Below are 18,577 nucleotides of genomic sequence, written 5' to 3' on the forward strand. Positions count from 1 at the left end.
CCAGCCGAAGATCAACCCGGCGGGGGATCCGGGGGAGGTGGGCCGCATACCAGACTGGAAGATCTACGAACGACACCATCACTGACGACACCATCACACACGCACCACCGGAAGGGGTTCCCGTGCTCGAGGTGAAGGACCTGACCAGACGCTTCGGCGACCACGTCGCCGTCGACGGCGTGAGCTTCGACGTCGCGGACGGCCGGCTCACCGGCTTCGTCGGCGGCAACGGCGCCGGCAAGACAACGACGATGCGAATGATCATGGGCGTCCTCGCGATCCATGGCGGCGAGGTCCGCTGGGACGGGCGGCCCATCACCACCGAGGACCGCCGCTCCTTCGGCTACATGCCCGAAGAGCGCGGGCTCTACCCCAAGCAGCCCGTCCTGGAGCAGCTCGTCTACCTGGGCCGGTTGCACGGCAGGTCGACTGCTGCGGCACGTGCCGCCGCGACGGCCCTGCTCGAGCGGTTCGGGCTCGCCGACCGCGCCAAGGACAAGGTCGAGTCGCTCTCGCTCGGCAACCAGCAGCGGGTCCAGATCGCGGCGGCCGTCATCGCCGACCCGATCGCGCTCGTGCTCGACGAACCCTTCTCGGGCCTCGACCCGCTCGCGGTCGACTCGATGGCCGACCTGCTGCGCGAGTACGCACACCGCGGCGTCCCGGTCCTGTTCTCCTCGCACCAGCTCGACCTCGTCGAGCGGCTCTGCGACTCTCTCGTCATCCTGTCCGCCGGTCGCGTCGTCGCGAGCGGCACGGCCGAGCAGCTACGGCGGTCCGGGCGCATCCGGCACCGGCTCGTCGTCGGCGGCGACGCCGGCTGGGTCCGCGACCTGAGCGAGGTCACCGTCGTCGACGTCGACGGGTCGACCGCCCTGCTCGAGCTGCCGGACGAGTCCGTCGGCACCAGGCTGCTCACCGAGGCACTGCGCCGCGGGACCGTCCAGGAGTTCGCACCCGTCATCCCAACCGTGTCCGAGATCTACCGCGAGGTGACCGCATGACCCTCACGCCCGACACCAGCACACCTACCAAGAGCCCCGCTCCGGGACCGGAGTCCGCCCAGCACGTCGACCGGGCCTGGCAGACCGTGGCGGCCCGCGAGATCTGGGTCAAGCTGCACGACAAGAACTTCCTCATGTCGACCTTCTTCACGATGGTCATCATCGCGGCGGTCTTCGGAGTGCAGGCCTTCTTCGCCAGCAAGCCCCACGAGGCCACGATCGCGGTGACCAGCCGGGCCGGGGCCGCGGTCGTCACCCAGGCCGAAGACGCCGGGGCGGCCGCCGACGCCAACCTCGAGTGGACGACGAGGACCGTCGCCGACGACTCCGCGGCCCTCGGGCTGGTCCGATCCGGTGACGCGGACGTCGCACTCCTCGCGGCGTCGGACGGCGACGGCTGGCGGCTGGTCAGCAACCGGGACAAGGACGACACCGTCGCGACGTGGGTCGGCGAGGCCGTCACCCACCACGTGCTGGCCGAGCACGCCGCCTCGCTCGGCACGACGGTCGACCAGCTCAAGGCCGGATCGGCGGTGAACTACGACCTGCTCGACACGGACGCCGGCAGTCCCGGGTTCGTCAAGGCCGTCGGACTCATCTTCGCCTTCCTCTTCTACATGGCTGCGCTCATCTTCGGCATGCAGATCGCGCAGAGCGTCGTGGAGGAGAAGCAGTCGCGCATCGTCGAGATCCTCTCTGCCGCGATCCCGATCAGACACCTGCTCCTCGGCAAGATCGTCGGCAACGTCGTCATGGCGCTCACCCAGCTGGCCCTCTTCATCGGCGTCGGGATGGTCGGGCTCTCGCTGAGCCCGTGGTCGTCCATGCTCGGGCCGATCGCCGGCGCAGCCGGGTGGTTCCTCGTCTTCTTCCTCGTCGGCTTCGCCGTCCTCGCCGCACTGTGGGCCGTGGCCGGCTCGCTCGCGACCCGGCACGAGGACCTCCAGTCGACCTCGACGCCGGTGACGACACTGACCATGGTCATCCTCTTCGGTGGCATCTTCCTGACCGGCACCTGGCAGGTCATCGCCTCTTACCTGCCGCTCATGTCGGTCGTCGCGATGCCGATCCGGCTCGCGTCGGGCACGGCAGCATGGTGGGAGCCTGTCCTCTCGATCGGCATCACCGTCGCGCTCGCGGCCGTCCTCGTCCGCCTCGCGGCCCGCATCTACAGCCGCTCCGTCATGCAGACCGGCTCCCGGCTGACGTTGCGTCAGGCGATGAAGCTGCAGGGGTGAGCGCAGGTACGGTAGCCCGCATGACCAAGCGGATGCTCTGCCTCGACCTCGACGGCACGACCCTGCTGCACACGGGCGAGCTCACCGAGCCCGTCCGTGCCGCAGTCCGGGCACTGCCGGACGAGGTCGAGGTGGTCGTCGCGACGGGCCGGTCGATCATCGCGACGACGCCGATCATCGAGCAGCTCGGGCTCCGGAGTGGTTTCGCGGTCTGTTCCAACGGCGCCGTGACGTTGGAGGTCAACCCCGACCCTCCGGGCGGCTACTCGGTCGCCGACACGGTGACGTTCGACCCCCGCCCCGTCCTCGAGCGGCTGCGCGAGGCCCTACCGGAAGCCCTGATAGCCGTCGAGGACCTGGGTGTCGGCTTCAAGGTCTCCCGCCAGTTTCCGGACGGCGAGCTCATGGGACTCACCCGAGAGGTGTCCTGGGAGGAGCTCGTCAGCGATCCGGTCACCCGCGTCACCCTGCGCCAGCCGGAGTCGACTCCCGAGGAGTTCATGGCGATGGTCGAGCGGGCCGGCCTGCACGGCGTTGCGTATGCCGTCGGCTGGTCGGCGTGGCTCGACATCAACCCCGAGGGAGTCTCGAAGGCCTCGGCGCTCGAGCTGGTCCGCCGCCGGATCGGGGTCGAGCCACGACACACCGTCGCCTGCGGTGACCAACGCAACGATCTCGAGATGCTCTACTGGGCCGCCTGGGGGGTCGCCATGGGCAACGCCCCCGACGAGGTGAAGGCCGTGGCCGACGAGGTCGGCGGCGACGTCGACGACGACGGGCTCGTACCGATCCTCGAGGGGCTCGCCGACTCGATCCGTGCCGGGGTGCCGTTCCGTGAGGGGACCAAGTCCCAAGCCACCCACCGATTCTCCGCCTGAGCCGAGGTCGAGGCATGCCGATCGTCTACATCCACGGGGTCGCCATCCGGGAGGACGACGAGACCTTGGCCAAGGCTGCCAAGCGGTTCCGTGAGGTGCCATGGCCGACGATCGCGAGCCTGCTGCGTGAGTATGTCGCCCCGGTCCTGGCGGACGACGCCGCAGGAGTGCCGATCATGCGGGTCTACTGGGGCGATCTCGGTGCCCGGTTCGCCTGGGGTGGCCGCTCGCTCGTCTCGCGACCCCTCGACGAGGAGCTGGCCGCGACTCCCGAGCTGTCAAGGGGGATGCGGTCCCGAGCGACGCGGGTGCTGCGTGAGACGAGCCGCCGCACGATTCGCGGGACGGTCGCGGCGATCCGCCGGCCGGTCGAGGACTTCCTGCCGACGTTCATCGGCGACGTGCTCACCTATGTCGCGGGCCGAGGAACCGCCGCGGCTCCGGGGTCGATCCCACAGCGGGTCCTCGCGGGCCTCGAGGCCGCCGCCGCAACCGCGGCATCCCGCGAGGAACCGCTGGTCGTCGTGACGCACAGCATGGGCGGCCAGATCCTCTACGACGCGCTGACCCACTTCATCCCGAGGACGCCGCGGCTGCGGCACATCAGGGTCGACTTCTGGTGCGCGCTCGGCTCGCAGGTGGGCTTCTTCGAGGAGCTCGGGCTCTTCCTCGAGAGCGGCCCCAGCCACGGCGAGGAGGCGGGTCTGCTCACGCCGTGCCCCTCACCCGAGCAGCTCGGCGGCTGGTGGAACGTCTGGGACTATGCCGACCTGCTCAGCTTCCGAGCCGGGGGCATCTTCGACGGCGTCGACGACACCCCGTTCTTCGCGGCCGGCACCCTGGCCACCGACCACAACCACTACCTCGACCACCCCGAGGTCTACCGGACGCTCGCCGAGAAGGTCCGCGTCAGCCTCGAGTCCGACCCGGGGGCACGGTGGTGGCGGACCAATGTCGAAGACCGGCAGCCCCGTTCGACGCAGGAGTGAGGCGCCACCACGGGCGTCCACAACACCCAGGAGATCACCATGCGATTCATGATCATCGTCCCCGGCGGGGCCGAGACCGAAGGCGGCGCCATGCCTACCGAGCGGCAGCTCGCCGACATGACTGCCTACAACGAGGCGATGCTGGCGGCGGGCGTCTTCGTCACCGGCGAGGGCCTGCACCCGACGAGCCGTGGCGCCCGGGTGCACTACACACCGGACGGCGCCGTCACGGTCACCGACGGTCCGTTCACCGAGGCGAAGGAGATCGTCGCCGGCTTCAGCATCATCGACGTCAGCTCGAAGGAGGAGGCCATCGAGTGGCTCAGGAAGTGGCCGCGGTCGACGGCCGACGACTTCACCCTCGAGCTGCGCCAGGTCTTCGACGACGCCGACTTCGGCGAGGCGTTCACCCCGGAGCTGCAGGAACGCGAGGCCCGGATGCGCGAGCAGGCCGCCCGTGCCGCAGCCCAGGGCTGAGCCCACCGCCCCAGCCGCACAGGCCCGGCGCACCGTCGAGGCGGTGTGGCGCATGGAGGCGGCCAAGGTCACCGCCGTCGTCGCCCGCCTCGTCGGTGACATCGGGCTGGCCGAGGACCTCGCCCAGGACGCCTTCGTCCAGGCCCTCGAGCAGTGGCCTCGCGACGGCGTGCCCGAGCGCCCCGGGGCCTGGCTCACCGCGACCGCCCGGCGCAGGGCCATCGACCGGATCCGTCGTGACATCAACCTCGCCGGCAAGCTCCAGCAGGTCGGGCACGCCGAGCAGCTACGAGCGGCCGAGACGACCGAGGACGACTTCGACCTGGCCCTGCGCGACGTCAAGGACGACGTCCTCGCGCTCATCTTCGCCACCTGCCATCCGGCTCTGCCCGCCGAGTCGCGAATCGCCCTGACCCTGAGGATGATCGGTGGCCTCACCACGCGTGAGATCGCGAGGGCCCTGATGGCGCAGGAGAGGACGGTCGGGCAGCGCATCTCCCGGGCGAAGCGGACCCTCGCTGCCGACGGCAACACACTGGAGATCCCCGCGGGCGCGGAGCTCGGCGTGCGGCTCGCCTCCGTGCTCGAGGTCGTCTACCTCATCTTCAACGAGGGGTACGCCGCCACCTCCGGGCGAGACTGGGTCCGCAGCGACCTCATGGAGGAGGCGATCCGGCTCGGTCGCGTGCTCGGTGCCCTCGCCCCGACCGAGCCGGAGGTGCTCGGTCTGCTGGCGCTCATGGAGATCCAGGCCTCGCGCACCCGGGCTCGCATCGCCGCCGACGGCTCGCCAGTCCTGCTGCTCGACCAGGACCGAACCCGCTGGGACTGGACGCTGATCCGCCACGCACTCGCCGCGCTCGAACGCGCGAGCCGGCTCAGCGGCATACGGGGCCCGTATGTCCTGCAGGCGCAGATCGCGGCGTGCCACGCGCGCGCCGCCCGCGCCGGCGAGACGGACTGGGCGCGAATCGTCTCGCTCTACGAGCGGCTCGGGGCCATCGCGCCGTCTCCCATCATCGACCTCAACCGCGCCGTCGCCCTGTCGTATGCCGCTGAGCCGGCTGCCGCTCTCGCCGTGGTCGACACGGTGGTCGAGTCGGGTGCCCTCTCGGACTACCACCTGCTGCCGAGCGTCCGCGGTGACCTGCTCGAGCGGCTGGGCCGGCGCGAGGAGGCCCGCGTCGAGTTCGCCCGGGCTGCCCAGTTGACCCAGAACGAGGCGGAGCAGGCGCTGCTGCGGCGCCGGGCTTCGGGACGGTAGCAGCCTGCCGGCGCATCGGTGCGTGTCGGGAGGTATCAGCGCGACCGGCTGGCACACTCTGCTACAGAGGCAGGAGGGCGGATGGTCATCCACGAGAGCTGTCCCGGCTACCCCAAGGAGCCGTTCGCGTCGCTCGTCGCGGGCTACCCGGGCGAGGACGCTTATGCACCAAGTGACTTCCGCGTCGAGTGGGGGCCGGTCTTCCACCGGGGACGCCTCGACAGGTCTGCCCGGGTGCTCCTGCTCGGACAGGACCCGGCCGCGCACGAGGCGATCGCCCGACGCATCCTCGTCGGCGAGGCCGGCCAGCGCGCCCAGGGGCTGCTGCGCAAGGTCGGCATCACGTCGAGCTACGTCATGGTCAACGTCTACCTCTACAGCGTCTACGGTCAGGCGGCCGGCAACCGGCACGTCGCCGACCCGGACATCGTCGGCTATCGCAACCAGTGGCTCGACGCACTGCTCGTCGACTCGGCGGTGACCGCGGTGGTCGCGTTCGGGCAGCTCGCCCAGCGTGCCTTCGGGCTCTGGGCGGCGGTGCGCCCCGAGGCGGCCGGCCGGCTCCATGTCGCCGCCGTCAAGCATCCGACGTACGCGGAGGGCGCCGCGAGGGGGAGCGGGCAGCCGCTCGCCGTGACGACGGCCAGGCAGCTGTCCGACTGGAACGCCCATCTCGACGGGCTGCGGTCCGCGGTCGAGCCCGAGGGTGACGTCGACGCCACGCCCTACGGGCAGACATGGTCCGAGACAGAGCTCGTCGAGATCCCGGAGCGCGACCTGCCGGCCGGCGTGCCGCCGTGGTGGCGATCGGTCGAGTCCTGGGCGGTGCGGGCCGGTGCTGACCCCGAGGAGAAGCGGGCGACGATCCGGGTCGCCGTACCGAAGGGGGCGAGACCATGGCAACAGACCTGATCCGCGACGGTGACCGCGACCTGGTCGAGGACCCGTTCGAGCGGGCCTACACCCGCGGCCTCACCGAGGAGCTGCCCCCACCGCCGGCCACGCGTGACCGTGCCCTGCCGCCAAGGCCTTTCGTGCTGCACGGCGCGGTCATCACCCCGGAGGGGGCGTGGTCGAGCGGCTATGTGACGGTGGCCAGTGGCCTGATCGACCGGGTCAGCCGACGCAAGCCGTCGTCGGGTGAGGTCCTCGAGACGGACGGGGTCATCCTGCCCGGGCTGCTCGACCTGCACGGTCACCCCGAGTTCAACGTCTTCGCCGCGTGGGAGCCGCCGAAGCGGTACACGAACCGTTACGCGTGGCGCCGGTCCAAGGAGTACCAAGCGCTCGTGCGTGACCCCCAGAACCGGCTGCTCAAGCAGCTGCCGACCCACACCCAGACCCGCTACGCCGAGGTGCGGGCGCTCGTGGGCGGTGTCACCGGGATCCAGGGTGCCTCCGAGGCCAGCACCTCGACGTCGGAGCCGCTGGTCCGCAACCTCGACAAATGGGTCTTCGGCGCCCACCGGGCCCGCTCGCTCATCGACCTGCCTTCCGGGTCGTTCGGGCTGCCCGGCTTCAACCGAATCCTCGAACGCATCACCGCCGGGGACGTCACCGCGTTCTACCTGCACCTGTCGGAAGGGGCCCGGGGAGACCGGGTCAGCACCAAGGAGTTCCGGCACTTCCTCGATCTCGGCGGCGCCACGCCGGCGACGAACCTCATCCACGCGACCTCCCTGACCGACGACGACCTGCACACCGTCGCAGAGGCCGGGTGCCGGCTCGTCTGGTCACCTCAGTCGAACCTGCGCCTCTACGGCGAGACGACGCTGGTCGGCGACGCGCTCGCGGCCGGGATGCCGGTCGCGCTCGGCGCCGACTGGCTGCCGTCCGGCTCGACGAGCCTGCTCGCCGAGATGAAGGTCGCCCGACGGCAGCTCGCCCTGCAGGGGCGCGAAGTTGCGGCGGCCGAGCTCGTGGCGATGGTGACCTCGGTCGCCGCCCAGGTCGCGGGTCTCGACGAGCACCTGGGCTCGGTCGCGGTGGGACGTCCCGCGGACCTGCTCGTGCTCGAGCGGCACCACAAGGACCCCTACGAGAACGTGTGCCTCGCGGACCCGTCGTGGGTCGAGCTCGTCACCATCGGCGGCGACATCACCTACGGACGGCCCGACTGGTTCGACCGGCTCTCTGCTGCCGCGGTCGGGCACACGATCGAGGACCTGGTGGCCTGGGGCAAGCCGATGCGGCTCGACACAGGGTTCCAGGGTGGGAGCGACGTGCCGGCTCTCAGCGAGGTGCGGGCCGCGCTCGTGCAGGCCTACCCGCCTGTCGGCCCGATCTTCGCGTAGCAAGCATCGTCATCGCGTCAGGTCCCTCCTCCTGCGGTCAGCCGACTGCTCACGAGAAGAGACACCGAATGCAGTTGCCGTGGTGCTCGCAGCCAGGCGGCCACGAGAACTGACACCGAATGCGGCTGTCGTGGTGGTCGGCCCTCGCTTTCCCGCGCGCAATGCACAATCCGCTATACGCGCCATACTCTGCACATGGATCGGATGCCGAACCCGTACCGTCCCGGCTTCAACGCGCCACCGCCGATCTTCGTCGGGCGCGACGGCGTGCTGGCCTCCGTCTCCGAGGGACTCGACGTAGCCGCCCTCGACGGCCGCACCCCACGCCCGCTCATCCTCACCGGCACGCGAGGTGTCGGCAAGACGGTCGCGCTCGGCGAGGCCGCCGCGCTCGCGGCCGAGCGGCTCGGCTGGCCGACGGTGCACGTCGAGGTCCGGCCCAAACGGCCCTTCACCCCGCTGCTCGTCGAACGGTTGGCAGCAGCCCGGGACGCTCTCGAGCACACGACGAGGAAGGCCGGCCGGAGCACGCACGTCACCGGCGGCAAGCTCTCCGCCACGGCCCTCGGAGTCGGAGCGGAGGTCATGATCGAGCGGGGCGCCGACCCGGTCAGCACCATCCCGGCCGACCCGATCGGGCGGGCGCTCACGGCGACGATGCTCGCCGCGATGCGTGCCGGCGCGGGTCTCGTCCTCACGCTCGACGAGGCACAGCTGGCCACCCGGGGCGAGCTCGCCGCCTTCACTGCGGTCCTGCAGGAGCACATGGGTGACGACTGGCCCCTCGTCGTGCTCGTCGCTGGCCTCCCGTCGCTACGCGACCCGAACCGCTCGGTCACCTACCTCGAGCGCGGCGAATGGCAGGAGCTCGGCCTGCTCGACCCGGACGACGTGCGGCAGGCTTTGGTCGAGCCCGCTGCCACGGCCGGACGTCCCATGGACGACGCGGCGGCCGACATCCTCGTCGGGGCGTCTGGGGGCTACCCGTATGCCGTCCAGCTCTACGGCCACCACGCGTGGCGGGCATCGGACGGGAGCCGACACATTACCACCGACCACGCCCGCACGGCGCTCGACGCGGCCCGTCGTGAGCTCGAGGAGGGCCTCTACGCCTCGCGTTGGAACGACGCCTCGCCGAAGGAACAGGAGTACCTCGCAGCGGTCGCGGCGCTCATCGTCCGAACGGGTGAGGCGACGGGACCACTGGCGGCGGCCGAGCTGGGCGCAGCGCAGAGCAGGGTCTCCTACCTGCGTGACCGGCTCCTCAAGAAGGGCACCCTCTATGCCGAGGGCCCCCGCCTGCTCTTCCTCACGCCGGGCATGGCCGAGTGGGTCATGAAGCACTGATCAAGGGAGCCGGCTCCGGCAGCATGCCCGGGCCGGCCGTTCCACCTCAGTCGAGGAACCCGTTGTCCTCCAGCCATTTCTGCGCGACCTGCTTGGCGGGCAAGCCCTCGGCGTCCACCTGGGCGTTCAGCTTCTGCATCGTCTCGGTCGTGAGCTTCTCGGCGAGCGGGGTGAAGAGCTTCTCCAGCTGGGGATACTTGTCGAACACCTCTTCCCTGGTGGTCATCGCCAGGTTGTACTTCACGAAGAAGTCCTTGTCGTCCTCCAGCACCAACATGTCGTTGGCGGCGATCCGACCGTCGGTGCTGAACACCTCGCCGAACTTGCATCGGTCACCGGAGGGCACCTGGGTGAAGATGATGCCGAGGTCGACCTCGGAGACGTACTGCTTCGGCAGCGTGAAGCCGTAGGCCTTCTCGACGCCGGGCCAACCGTCTGACCGGGTGAGGAACTCGGTCGCGGCACACAGCGAGGCGTCTTGAGGCTTCGTCTTGGCCAGCTCGGCATAGTCGGACAGGGTGGCGATGCCCAGCTGCTTCGCACGGTCGGCGGTGGTGGCGATCGCGTAGCTGTTGTTCACCGGCGAGAGCGCGAACCACTTGATCTTGTTCTTCGCCAGGTCCTCCTGTGCCACCTTCTGGAAGAGCTCCTGCGGGTCGGACGGTGCACCTGTCGCCTTGTGGTCGAGGAAGCTGGTCCAGCCGGTCCCGGTGTAGTCCCAGTACAGGTCGATCTGGCCGGACGTGAGGGCGGTGCGGACCGTGTCGGTGCCCACGATTCCGGTCTCGTCCTTGACCTGTGCGCCAGCGTTCTCCAGGACCTGGATGGCCATCTGGCCGAGGATGAGCTGCTCGGTGAACTCCTTCGAGCCCACAGTCAGCGTGGCGTCCTGCAACTCGACGTTCCCGGTCGCGCCGGCGCCGTCGCCCCCACCTTCGCCTCCGCCGCCGCCGCAGGCAGATACTGACAGCGTCGTCGCCAATAGAGCTGCCAGCAGGGCAATTCTTCTCTTCACAATTCGCATGACAGTGTCACCTTTCCTGGGTTGTCTTTCCCGAATGTCACCTTGGTGGCTGGGGAGCTGCTCATCACATGCCTCGCGGGCGGAGCAGATCCTCGGCGATGCCGCCGAGGTAGTCGATGAGGAGAGCCAGGACGGCCACCAGCACGCTGCCGGTGACGGTGATCAGCTCGTCGGAGCGGGTGATCCCCGTGTTGATGATGTCGCCCAGCCCGCCGGCTGCGAAGAAAGTGCCCAGCGTGGCGGTGCCGACGTTGATCACGAGAGCCGTGCGAACGCCGGCCATCATCACCGGCACCGCCAGTGGCAGTTCTATCCGGGCCAACACTCCGAACTTGGTCATCCCCATGCCTCGGGCGGACTCGATCACCGAGGTATCCACCTGCTGCAACCCGACCATGGTGTTGCGCAGCACCGGCAGCACCGTGTACACGACCAAGCCGACCACCACCGGCCAGAACCCGATCGCCCAGGCCAGTGCGAACAGGGCGAGCAGGCCGATCGACGGGATCCCCTGCCCGACGTTGAACACCGCGATCGTGGCCGGAGTGATCCGACGCGCGAACGACCTGGTGAGGATGACGCCCAGCGGAATCGCGATCAGCAGCACGAGCACCGTCGACACCACGGTCAGGACGAGGTGGTCCATCGTGCTGGCGAGGATGAAGTTCAGGTGCACCCGCTGACGCGCGGTGGAACTGAGGTCTTCTCCGCGCAGCCACCAGAAGAGCGCGAGCAGCACCGCCCCCAGCAGCAGCGGCATGAACAGATAGCTGCCGATCGACCGCCCGGCGGAGCCCTGGTCCCGCCCGGCGTCGTCCGGTGAAGGAGTTGGTGCTGAAGGGTGTTCCGGCTCTGCCACCGTCGTCATGTCGGGGACGCCCCCTCGACCACGGCGCCTTCGCGGAGTCGGCCCTGTTCGGCCCGCCGCATGGTGCGCAGCGCCTCGTTGATGGTGTCGATGTCGACGACACCCTGGTATCGATGTGCGGAGTCGACGACGATCGCCACGCTGTACCTGGCCGTGAGCATCTCGTTGAGGGTGTCGCTGAGGGTCGCGTTCGGCTGGACCACTGCGTCGGCCGGCAGGCCGGTCCCGGTCAGCGACCGACTGGCCTCGAGTCGCCGCAAGTGGTCGGAGTTGACCCACCGTTGGGGCTGCTGGCGATCATCGAGCACCAAGAGGGCGCTTCGGTCGCTCTCTGCCAGGATCCGTTGCGCGTCGTCACGGGTGGTCTGTTCGGTGACAGTGGGCCACTGCTGCAACTCGATGTCGCGCACGCGGCTCAGTCCGATCCGCTTCAGGGAGGCCCCACGACCGATGAAGTCGGAGACGAAGTCGTCGGCGGGAGCGACCAGAATCCGCTCCGGGGTGTCGTACTGGGCAATCTTCGACCCGACCCGGAGGATTGCGATCCGATCCCCCATCTTGATGGCCTCGTCGATGTCGTGGGTGACGAAGACGATGGTCTTCTTCATCTGCTCCTGGAGGCGCAGAAACTCGTTCTGCAGCCGGTCGCGCGTGATGGGGTCGATCGCACCGAACGGCTCGTCCATCAGCATCACCTCTGGGTCGGCGCTCATCGCCCGGGCCACCCCGACCCGCTGGCGCTGGCCTCCGGACAGTTCTTTCGGGTACCTATTGCGGTAGGTGTCAGGGTCCATCCCGACCGTCTCCAGTAGCTCGTCCACGCGGGCCGCGATCCGCTTCCTGTCCCAGCCGAGCAGCTTGGGAACGGTGGCGATGTTCTCCGCGATCGTGTGGTGTGGGAAGAGTCCGATCTGCTGGATCACGTAGCCCATCCGGCGCCGCAGCCGGTCGGCGTTGACGTCGGTCACGTCGTCGTCATCAAGGAAGATGCGACCCGAGGTCGGCTCGATCAGGCGGTTGACCATCTTCATGGTGGTGGTCTTGCCACAGCCGGAGGGCCCCACGAAGATGACGATCTCGCCCTCGGGAATCTCCAGGGACAGGTCGTCGACCGCGGGCTGGTCCTGCCCGGGGAAGCGTTTGGTGAGGCCTTCCAAACGGATCTTGATCCGGCGATCGTTCGCCGTGCCGTCCTGGTGAGCTGCTGTCATCGGATACCTCGCGCGGTGGTCAGGCGGAAGAAGATGGCATAGGCCAAGTCGAACGCGATCGCCAGGACCACGATGCCCAGGGTCCCCCCGAGCACCAGGTTGAGGGCGCTGGCGCTACCGAACTGGGCCAGCCCACCGAAGATGAGGTTGCCCAGCCCGGGGCCGTTCACGTAGGCGCCGATGGCGGCGATGCCGACCAGGACGACGGTGGACACGCGCATCCCGGTGAGCACCACCGGCCAGGCCAGCGGCAGCTCGATCCGCAGCAGCACCTGGATGCGCCCCATGCCCATGCCGCGGGCCGATTCGATCACCGCCGGATCCACCTCACGCAGCCCCACGATCGTGTTGCGGACGATCGGCAGCAGCGCATACATGACCAGCCCCACGAGCACCGGGGTCCAGCCGAGCCCGAACACCGGGATGAACAATGGGAACAGGGCCAGGGAGGGGATGGTGAGGAACGCGCCGGTGGTCGCCAGCACGAGCTCGCGTGGTCGTTGCGTGTGATAGGTCGCCAAGCCCAGCACGATCCCCAGGACGGTGGCGATCGCCACCGCCTCGACGACGATGATGACGTGCTGGACGGCGAGCTCGAGGATGTCCTCCCAAGCGAACTGGAGGTAGCTCCAGAACTTGGACAGCCAGCTCACGAGGACGTGTAGGTCGACGGTTCGGACGTATGGGCGGCTGCTGGCGCAGTCATCGGTATCCCTCGGTCGGTCGAGTTCGGGCGGACGAGTTCGCAGCGCTGGCGTGTTCTATCAGTGTAGCGGCGCACCTTCCGGCCGCCCGGAGCCCCCCGTACGTCAGGTGGCGAGCCGATCCGGTTCGACGGTGCCGCCTTGCGCAGCCATGGGCTGGTCGATGCTGCCGTGGTCCATCAGGGGCGCAGGCCGCGCAGCCGCTTCGCGGACCTCGTCCGCGCTCACCGGGACGCGCACCGGTGACCCACCTGCTGATCGACACCTCGGTCGTGATCACGTGGTTCCACGCGGAGGGTGAATCGGCCGAACCCCCGGCCGCGGCGAGGTGGTGCCACGCCCGGACGACGAGGACGACACCGGCCCCGGGCAGCAGCGCGGCCTGCAGGGGCCGCCGAGCCGTGTGCACTATTCGTCGTCAGGACGACCAAGAGTGCACACAGCCGCCGACGGCGTGCGGCTGCCGGCCTTCGTCGCCACTCTGCGCGAGATGTGGCCCAGTGCCGGGTGCGGGAACATCGGGCCACCACCACGACGACCCCATCTGAGCGGGAACAAGGTGAGGCCGACCCTGCGCCTGCGCCGGAAGGCAGCTGAGCGGCATCCGAAACGCTATGGCAGCGACGGTTCCGTCTGCGGCCGAGCCAGCGGAACGGACGCGCGTCAGGCCGCCGTCAGAGCCGTGTCATCCCGGATTCCTAGCGTTGAGTCGCAGGAGCGGTAGAGGCCGTGAACGGTTCACATCGACTTGGACGGGAGGCTGCAGATGACATCCATCGCGGAGATCGCGACCTATTCGCCGGGGCAGACACGGCTGCGGGACCGACAGCATGAGTTCGGCCTGACCGATGTCGAGCTGCGCCGCTACGAGCGGGCGTTCGGCTACGACCGCATCGCCTTCGATCCTCGGCAGTCCGAGGCTGACCTCCTCGTCGGCGCTGCCTCGAAGCTCGTGACGCTGCGCGGCGCAGAGCAGCGGGTCCACTACGTGCTGCGGCCGCGTACGGTCCGCTGGCCGGAGCTGCATCCGGACAGTGCGCTGCGCACGGTACGCGAGACGTTCGGCCTGCAGCACGCGCAGTCCTTCGCCCTCGTCGACCAGGCTTGTGCTGGAGGCCTGCTGGCGATCGACATGGCGGGGGCGCTGCTGGCGCAGGACGGCAACCCGGATGCCCTCGCCCTGGTTCTCATCGGCGAGAAGGCCTCGTGCCGGATCAGCCAAGTCATCCCTGGCATGGCGGTCCTCGGAGAGGCGACGGTAGCGATCCTCGTGTCGCTCGACGACGAGCACGACCGGGTGCTCGGGTATGCCGCCGTCGTCGAGCCGATCCCCGGCGGGGGCCTCACGATGGAGCCCGATGCCGTCCGCGCCTTCGGTGCCGTCTATGGCCGAACGCTGGGACGGGTCATCACCGGCGCGCTGCAGGCGGCTCGCACGCGTCCCGAGGACCTGTGCCTCTACCTGCCGCACAACGTCAGCCAGCGGCTGTGTCTCGAGACCGGCGCGGCAATCGGGCTCGCGCCCGAGCAGGTCGTGACCGACACGATCGGCGAGATCGCGCACTGCTGGGGCGCGGATCCCTTCTACAACGCCCGCCACGCGATCGACCTTGGCCGCTTGCGCACCGGCGACCGCTACCTGATGACGTCGGTCGGCATGGGGGCGACCTTCGCGGCGATGGTGGTGGAGCACTGACATGGACTGCTCGTCGACGCTGGCCCACACCATCACCGCCGGCCGGGTCGCCTCCTCGCACGCCGGCACGGGTGAGGACACCCTGAGCCGACGCCTGCGACGGGCGACGACCGGCCGACCCGACAAGCCGCTGGTACTGGCCGGCTTTGTCCGGCACGTCGCCTCGCTCGTCCGCGACGTCCGCGACGTCCGCGACGTCCCGGCCGGGCACGTCGTGGCGTCACCCCAGCCCGACCGGTCGGTCACCACCGATGCCGCCGCGGACCCGCTGACCACGAATGCTCGACGGGGCCGGCCGCGGCACGCTCGACACGGGTCAAGATCGCCCTCACCGAGGGTGGCACGCCACGCGGCCACCGGATGCCAGACCGACTGGGATTCGGCCGGTACCTCGTGCGGCTATCAACTTCCTCAGCCACGGCGCCCCCGGCTAAGTCCTCGCCGATGGTGGCGTGGACCACCTCGTCCGGGCCCGGACCGGGTCGAGGACATCTTGCGTGGCCAGCAGCTGGTGCCACGTCCGACCCGCGACCGGCCCGCCGCCATCATCACCAGGAGTACGTCATGACCGAGCTCACCGCCGCTACGCACCGCACCGCCGTCGTCGAGGCGATCGCCGCCTCCCTGACCGAGGTCCTCGGTTGGGAGTCGGGGCCGATCGACGAGCAGACCTCGCTGGTCGCCGACATCGGTCTCGACTCGACCGGCGTCCTCGACCTGTTGATGGCCTTGGAGGACCGCCTCGGGGTGGAGTTCGACGCAGCCGAGCTCCGGGTCGAACACTTCGCCACCGTCGCCTCGCTGGCGGCACACATCGAGTCGCTGGATCAATGAGGGCTGACATGTATGCCATGTCGCCTGCCCGTGCCGCTCAAGCACCGGCCACACGGTCCTACCGGGTCGCACGTGCCGCCGGCGCCACCTTCAGCGGGCCGCTCCAGCCGCTCAGCCCGGACTCGCGGGAGTTCCTCAGCCACCAGCTCGCGGCGACCGGTCGCTCCACCCGCTGCCTCGACCAGGTCAGCGGGACCGGTTACGGGAGGATGGTCGAGCAGTTCGTCGCCGACCTCGCCGCGGGGACGCCAGTGGATCTGACCGTCCTCGCGCACGAGATGCCCGACTTCGTGCTCGAGCAGGTCGCCGGGATCACGGCCGCAGCGGCAACGGCCGGTGCGCCGACGATGTTCACCGTCACCGACGCCGGACCCGCGGCTCCCTTCGCTGCCCTGCGCCTCGCAACGCTCTTCGCGGACCGCCAGGACCTGGCGCACGTGGTCATCGTCGCCGTTGACCAGTTCCGACTGCCCTATCACCCGCTCGCGGCCGTCTCCGCTCAGCCGGCCGGCGCCGACTCCGCCCCCGCCACGTCGCTGCGGAGGCAGGACAACGTCGGCGTCGCCGCTGCGCTCCTGCTCCACAGGACCGACGACGGAACCGCCGAGCGCGCTGCGAGCCTGCCCGCGGTCCGCACCGTCTGGAGAGCGGCCTCGCCATCGCGCAGCACAGCGGAGGTACTCACGTCGGCTTACGAGGAGGCCGTGGGAGCCGAGCGACCGCCGTCGCTGGCGGTGCTCGGACCGGGCTGTGCAGGCTGGGTGCCGCCAGGTCCGACCGACGTGCGCCGTGTGGCTGTCGGGCGACCCGCGGCCGCGCTGTGGGCGGTGGTCGCCGCGGCCACGGCGGTGCCCGGGCGCGGAGCGATCCTCGTCCTCGATGTCGATCCCGGCACCGGCGACGTCGCCGGTGCCCTGCTCTGAGGCGTCGGCATGCCCGAGCGCACGGAGGCCGCGGAGCGGAGGTCCGCAGCGCGGGCGACCGCCCTACGGGACGGCCTGGATGCCGGCCTGGCGGCCGCGGGCGCGACCCGGGAGACGGCCGGGGAGCTGCCGCCCGCGCTGCTGCTGGCCGTGCGGCTCGGCGCCAGCGAATGGCTGTTGTCCGTGACGACCGCCCACGCGCGGTCTCGGCGCGTCGGGGACGGTCCGCTGCTGGCCAACCCACTCGTGCGCGGGCAGCTCGCCGAGATCCTCGTCGAGCAACGGATGGTCGAGGCCCACCTGGAGGGCATCGACGCAGCGGCGGAGCCGCCGACCTGGGTGCGTCTGCACCGCCGCATCACCGACGCTGATCGGGCCCTGCTGCGCTTGCTCGGGGCGCGAGGCTACCTGGAGGACGGTCCCGGTGGGCTGGCGATGGCCTCGGAGGCGATCGGGTTCGCCGGAGCGCCTCCGGCCGGAGCGCGAGCATGACCATGCTCGCACCGAAGCTCGCCTGCTGCGACGACCTGGGTGCGCACCTGGCGCCCCTGCGGGCTCAGGCACGCGGCTGGGCGGGCGAACTCGTCGACGCGAGCGCGCGGATCGAAGCCACCCCTGAGGACGTGTCGTCGCTGTTGGACCACGAGGCACCCCGCTGGCTCGCGACAGCAGGGATCCCGCAGGACGAGGGCGGACGACCGCTCGAGGTGGACGGCCATCGTTACGAGGCTGGACTCGCCGTCGAGCAGGTCGTGGTCATGGAGGAGCTGGCGCGGGTCAATCCCGCCCTGGTCGTCGCAAGCCCGGGACCGTCGATGGCCGGCGTGCTCGTGCGTCAACTCGGCTCGCGCGATCAGCGGCGGATCTTCCACGACCGGCTGCTGGCCGCGCCGACCTGGACCTTCTTCGCGCTCACCGAGCCCGGCCAGGGCTCCGATGCGAGCTCGATCCAGACCGCGGTCGAACGCCGCCCAGACGGCTCCCTGTCGATCTGCGGGACCAAACGCTACATCGGCAACGGGGCGCGCGCCCGTCTCGGCGTCGTCTTCGCCAGATCCTCCGCCGGCCCACTCGGCATCGGTGCCTACCTCGTGGACGCGCCCGCCCCGGGGCTGCGCGCCCGGACGCTCCAGACGGTCGGGATGCGCCCGGTGCAGCTCAGCGAGCTCGCCTTCGACCGCGTCATCATCGACCCGGACCGGCTCATCGGCGGGCACCTGCCGGCGTCACGACGTGGTGTCCGCGCGTTCCTGGGCGTCTTCAACCAGCTGCGCCCCGGCGTGGCCGCCCTCGCGCTGGGCATCGCTCGGGGGGCCCTGGCGATCGCCGGCGAGGTGGATGCCCGCCCGGGCGCCCCTGCCGCGGAGGTGCGGGAGCAATGGCACGCCGAGTGCGCCGCCACGGCCCGACTCGTGCACGACGCGGCGGCGGACGCGGACCTCGACGGCACCGGCTCCCTCGCCTCGATGGCCAAGCTGCGGGCCTGCTGGCTGGCCGAGCAGGTGACCCTCGACATCGCGGACCAGCTCGGCCCGACCGCGCGCACGGATGTGCCCGCACTCGACGTGCTCATCCGGGCGGCACGTGGAGTCGAGTTCATGGAGGGCACCCGCAACGTCCAGCTGCTCACCACCTTCCACCGGCTCGTCGACACTTCCGGCTCGCGGGGCGAGCGCCCGCCCCGGTGATCGGGCCACGGACAGCGGCCGCCCGTTGCCCGGGCGGCGGGGAGATCAGACCGTGGTCAGAGCAGGGTCAGGGCCCGATCAGTCGGCGGCGGCAGGCTGCTAATGGCCAGACGCGACACCCGACCGAGCGAGGCAAGG

Annotated in this window: 19 protein-coding genes; 14 read left to right on the forward strand and 5 right to left on the reverse strand. The window is 70.2% G+C overall.

Annotated features, from left to right (window positions below; translation table 11 throughout):
* Positions 1-122: 122 nt before the first annotated feature.
* The 9 genes from L0H79_RS01485 (at position 123) to L0H79_RS01525 (ending at position 9,491) form a co-directional block, all read left to right on the forward strand.
* Complete coding sequence (locus L0H79_RS01485) at positions 123-1,004, forward strand: ABC transporter ATP-binding protein (RefSeq protein ID WP_301482763.1); 882 nt, start codon at positions 123-125, stop codon at positions 1,002-1,004.
* Positions 1,001-2,242: an ABC transporter permease gene (locus tag L0H79_RS01490; protein ID WP_301482764.1), complete on the forward strand. Its 1,242-nt coding sequence runs from the start codon at positions 1,001-1,003 to the stop codon at positions 2,240-2,242. The genes L0H79_RS01485 and L0H79_RS01490 overlap by 4 nt, the downstream gene beginning before the upstream one ends.
* 20 nt (positions 2,243-2,262) lie before the next feature.
* Positions 2,263-3,120, forward strand: coding sequence for an HAD family hydrolase (locus tag L0H79_RS01495; RefSeq protein WP_301482765.1), 858 nt, complete (start codon positions 2,263-2,265; stop codon positions 3,118-3,120).
* Positions 3,121-3,134: 14 nt separating this feature from the next.
* A complete protein-coding gene (locus L0H79_RS01500; protein WP_301482766.1) occupies positions 3,135-4,109 on the forward strand; it encodes a hypothetical protein in 975 nt (324 codons plus the stop codon).
* A gap of 39 nt (positions 4,110-4,148) precedes the next feature.
* Positions 4,149-4,586 carry a YciI family protein gene (locus tag L0H79_RS01505; protein ID WP_301482767.1) on the forward strand — a complete coding sequence of 146 codons (438 nt, stop codon included), beginning with the start codon at positions 4,149-4,151 and terminating at the stop codon, positions 4,584-4,586.
* 52 nt (positions 4,587-4,638) lie between these two features.
* Entirely contained in the window at positions 4,639-5,850 is a 1,212-nt protein-coding gene (locus L0H79_RS01510) for an RNA polymerase sigma factor (protein ID WP_301482798.1), read from the forward strand.
* An 81-nt stretch (positions 5,851-5,931) separates the two neighbouring features.
* Positions 5,932-6,762 carry a uracil-DNA glycosylase family protein gene (locus L0H79_RS01515; protein WP_301482768.1) on the forward strand — a complete coding sequence of 277 codons (831 nt, stop codon included), beginning with the start codon at positions 5,932-5,934 and terminating at the stop codon, positions 6,760-6,762.
* Entirely contained in the window at positions 6,747-8,144 is a 1,398-nt protein-coding gene (locus L0H79_RS01520; RefSeq protein WP_301482769.1) for an amidohydrolase family protein, read from the forward strand. The genes L0H79_RS01515 and L0H79_RS01520 overlap by 16 nt, the downstream gene beginning before the upstream one ends.
* A gap of 195 nt (positions 8,145-8,339) precedes the next feature.
* The gene (locus L0H79_RS01525) at positions 8,340-9,491 is read left to right on the forward strand and encodes an AAA family ATPase (RefSeq protein WP_301482770.1); all 1,152 of its coding nucleotides are present in this window, start codon (positions 8,340-8,342) and stop codon (positions 9,489-9,491) included.
* A gap of 46 nt (positions 9,492-9,537) precedes the next feature.
* Here the strand turns inward: L0H79_RS01525 and L0H79_RS01530 are convergent, their stop codons facing one another.
* The 5 genes from L0H79_RS01530 to L0H79_RS01550 form a co-directional block, all read right to left on the reverse strand.
* Complete coding sequence (locus L0H79_RS01530; RefSeq protein WP_301482771.1) at positions 9,538-10,515, reverse strand: glycine betaine ABC transporter substrate-binding protein; 978 nt, start codon at positions 10,513-10,515, stop codon at positions 9,538-9,540.
* A gap of 64 nt (positions 10,516-10,579) precedes the next feature.
* Complete coding sequence (locus tag L0H79_RS01535) at positions 10,580-11,275, reverse strand: ABC transporter permease (RefSeq protein ID WP_301482772.1); 696 nt, start codon at positions 11,273-11,275, stop codon at positions 10,580-10,582.
* A 104-nt stretch (positions 11,276-11,379) separates the two neighbouring features.
* Positions 11,380-12,594 carry an ABC transporter ATP-binding protein gene (locus L0H79_RS01540; protein WP_301482773.1) on the reverse strand — a complete coding sequence of 405 codons (1,215 nt, stop codon included), beginning with the start codon at positions 12,592-12,594 and terminating at the stop codon, positions 11,380-11,382.
* Positions 12,591-13,247, reverse strand: a complete 657-nt coding sequence (locus tag L0H79_RS01545; RefSeq protein ID WP_301482774.1) for an ABC transporter permease — start codon at positions 13,245-13,247, stop codon at positions 12,591-12,593. Before L0H79_RS01545 ends, L0H79_RS01540 begins: the two co-directional genes overlap by 4 nt.
* 156 nt (positions 13,248-13,403) lie before the next feature.
* Positions 13,404-13,538 carry a hypothetical protein gene (locus tag L0H79_RS01550; protein ID WP_301482775.1) on the reverse strand — a complete coding sequence of 45 codons (135 nt, stop codon included), beginning with the start codon at positions 13,536-13,538 and terminating at the stop codon, positions 13,404-13,406.
* Between the two features lie 526 nt (positions 13,539-14,064).
* On the opposite strand from L0H79_RS01550, the gene L0H79_RS01555 reads away from it, so the two are divergent.
* From L0H79_RS01555 to L0H79_RS01575, 5 genes are all read left to right on the forward strand, one after another.
* Positions 14,065-14,994, forward strand: coding sequence for a 3-oxoacyl-[acyl-carrier-protein] synthase III C-terminal domain-containing protein (locus tag L0H79_RS01555; RefSeq protein ID WP_301482776.1), 930 nt, complete (start codon positions 14,065-14,067; stop codon positions 14,992-14,994).
* A 564-nt stretch (positions 14,995-15,558) separates the two neighbouring features.
* Positions 15,559-15,828: an acyl carrier protein gene (locus L0H79_RS01560; protein ID WP_301482777.1), complete on the forward strand. Its 270-nt coding sequence runs from the start codon at positions 15,559-15,561 to the stop codon at positions 15,826-15,828.
* 8 nt (positions 15,829-15,836) lie between these two features.
* Positions 15,837-16,751 carry a hypothetical protein gene (locus L0H79_RS01565; protein WP_301482778.1) on the forward strand — a complete coding sequence of 305 codons (915 nt, stop codon included), beginning with the start codon at positions 15,837-15,839 and terminating at the stop codon, positions 16,749-16,751.
* Between the two features lie 9 nt (positions 16,752-16,760).
* Positions 16,761-17,243, forward strand: a complete 483-nt coding sequence (locus L0H79_RS01570) for an acyl-CoA dehydrogenase family protein (RefSeq protein ID WP_301482779.1) — start codon at positions 16,761-16,763, stop codon at positions 17,241-17,243.
* Positions 17,240-18,439: an acyl-CoA dehydrogenase family protein gene (locus tag L0H79_RS01575; protein WP_301482780.1), complete on the forward strand. Its 1,200-nt coding sequence runs from the start codon at positions 17,240-17,242 to the stop codon at positions 18,437-18,439. Before L0H79_RS01570 ends, L0H79_RS01575 begins: the two co-directional genes overlap by 4 nt.
* Positions 18,440-18,577: the final 138 nt, after the last annotated feature.

This window comes from Intrasporangium sp. (assembly GCF_030452765.1).
Taxonomy (GTDB): domain Bacteria; phylum Actinomycetota; class Actinomycetes; order Actinomycetales; family Dermatophilaceae; genus Intrasporangium_A.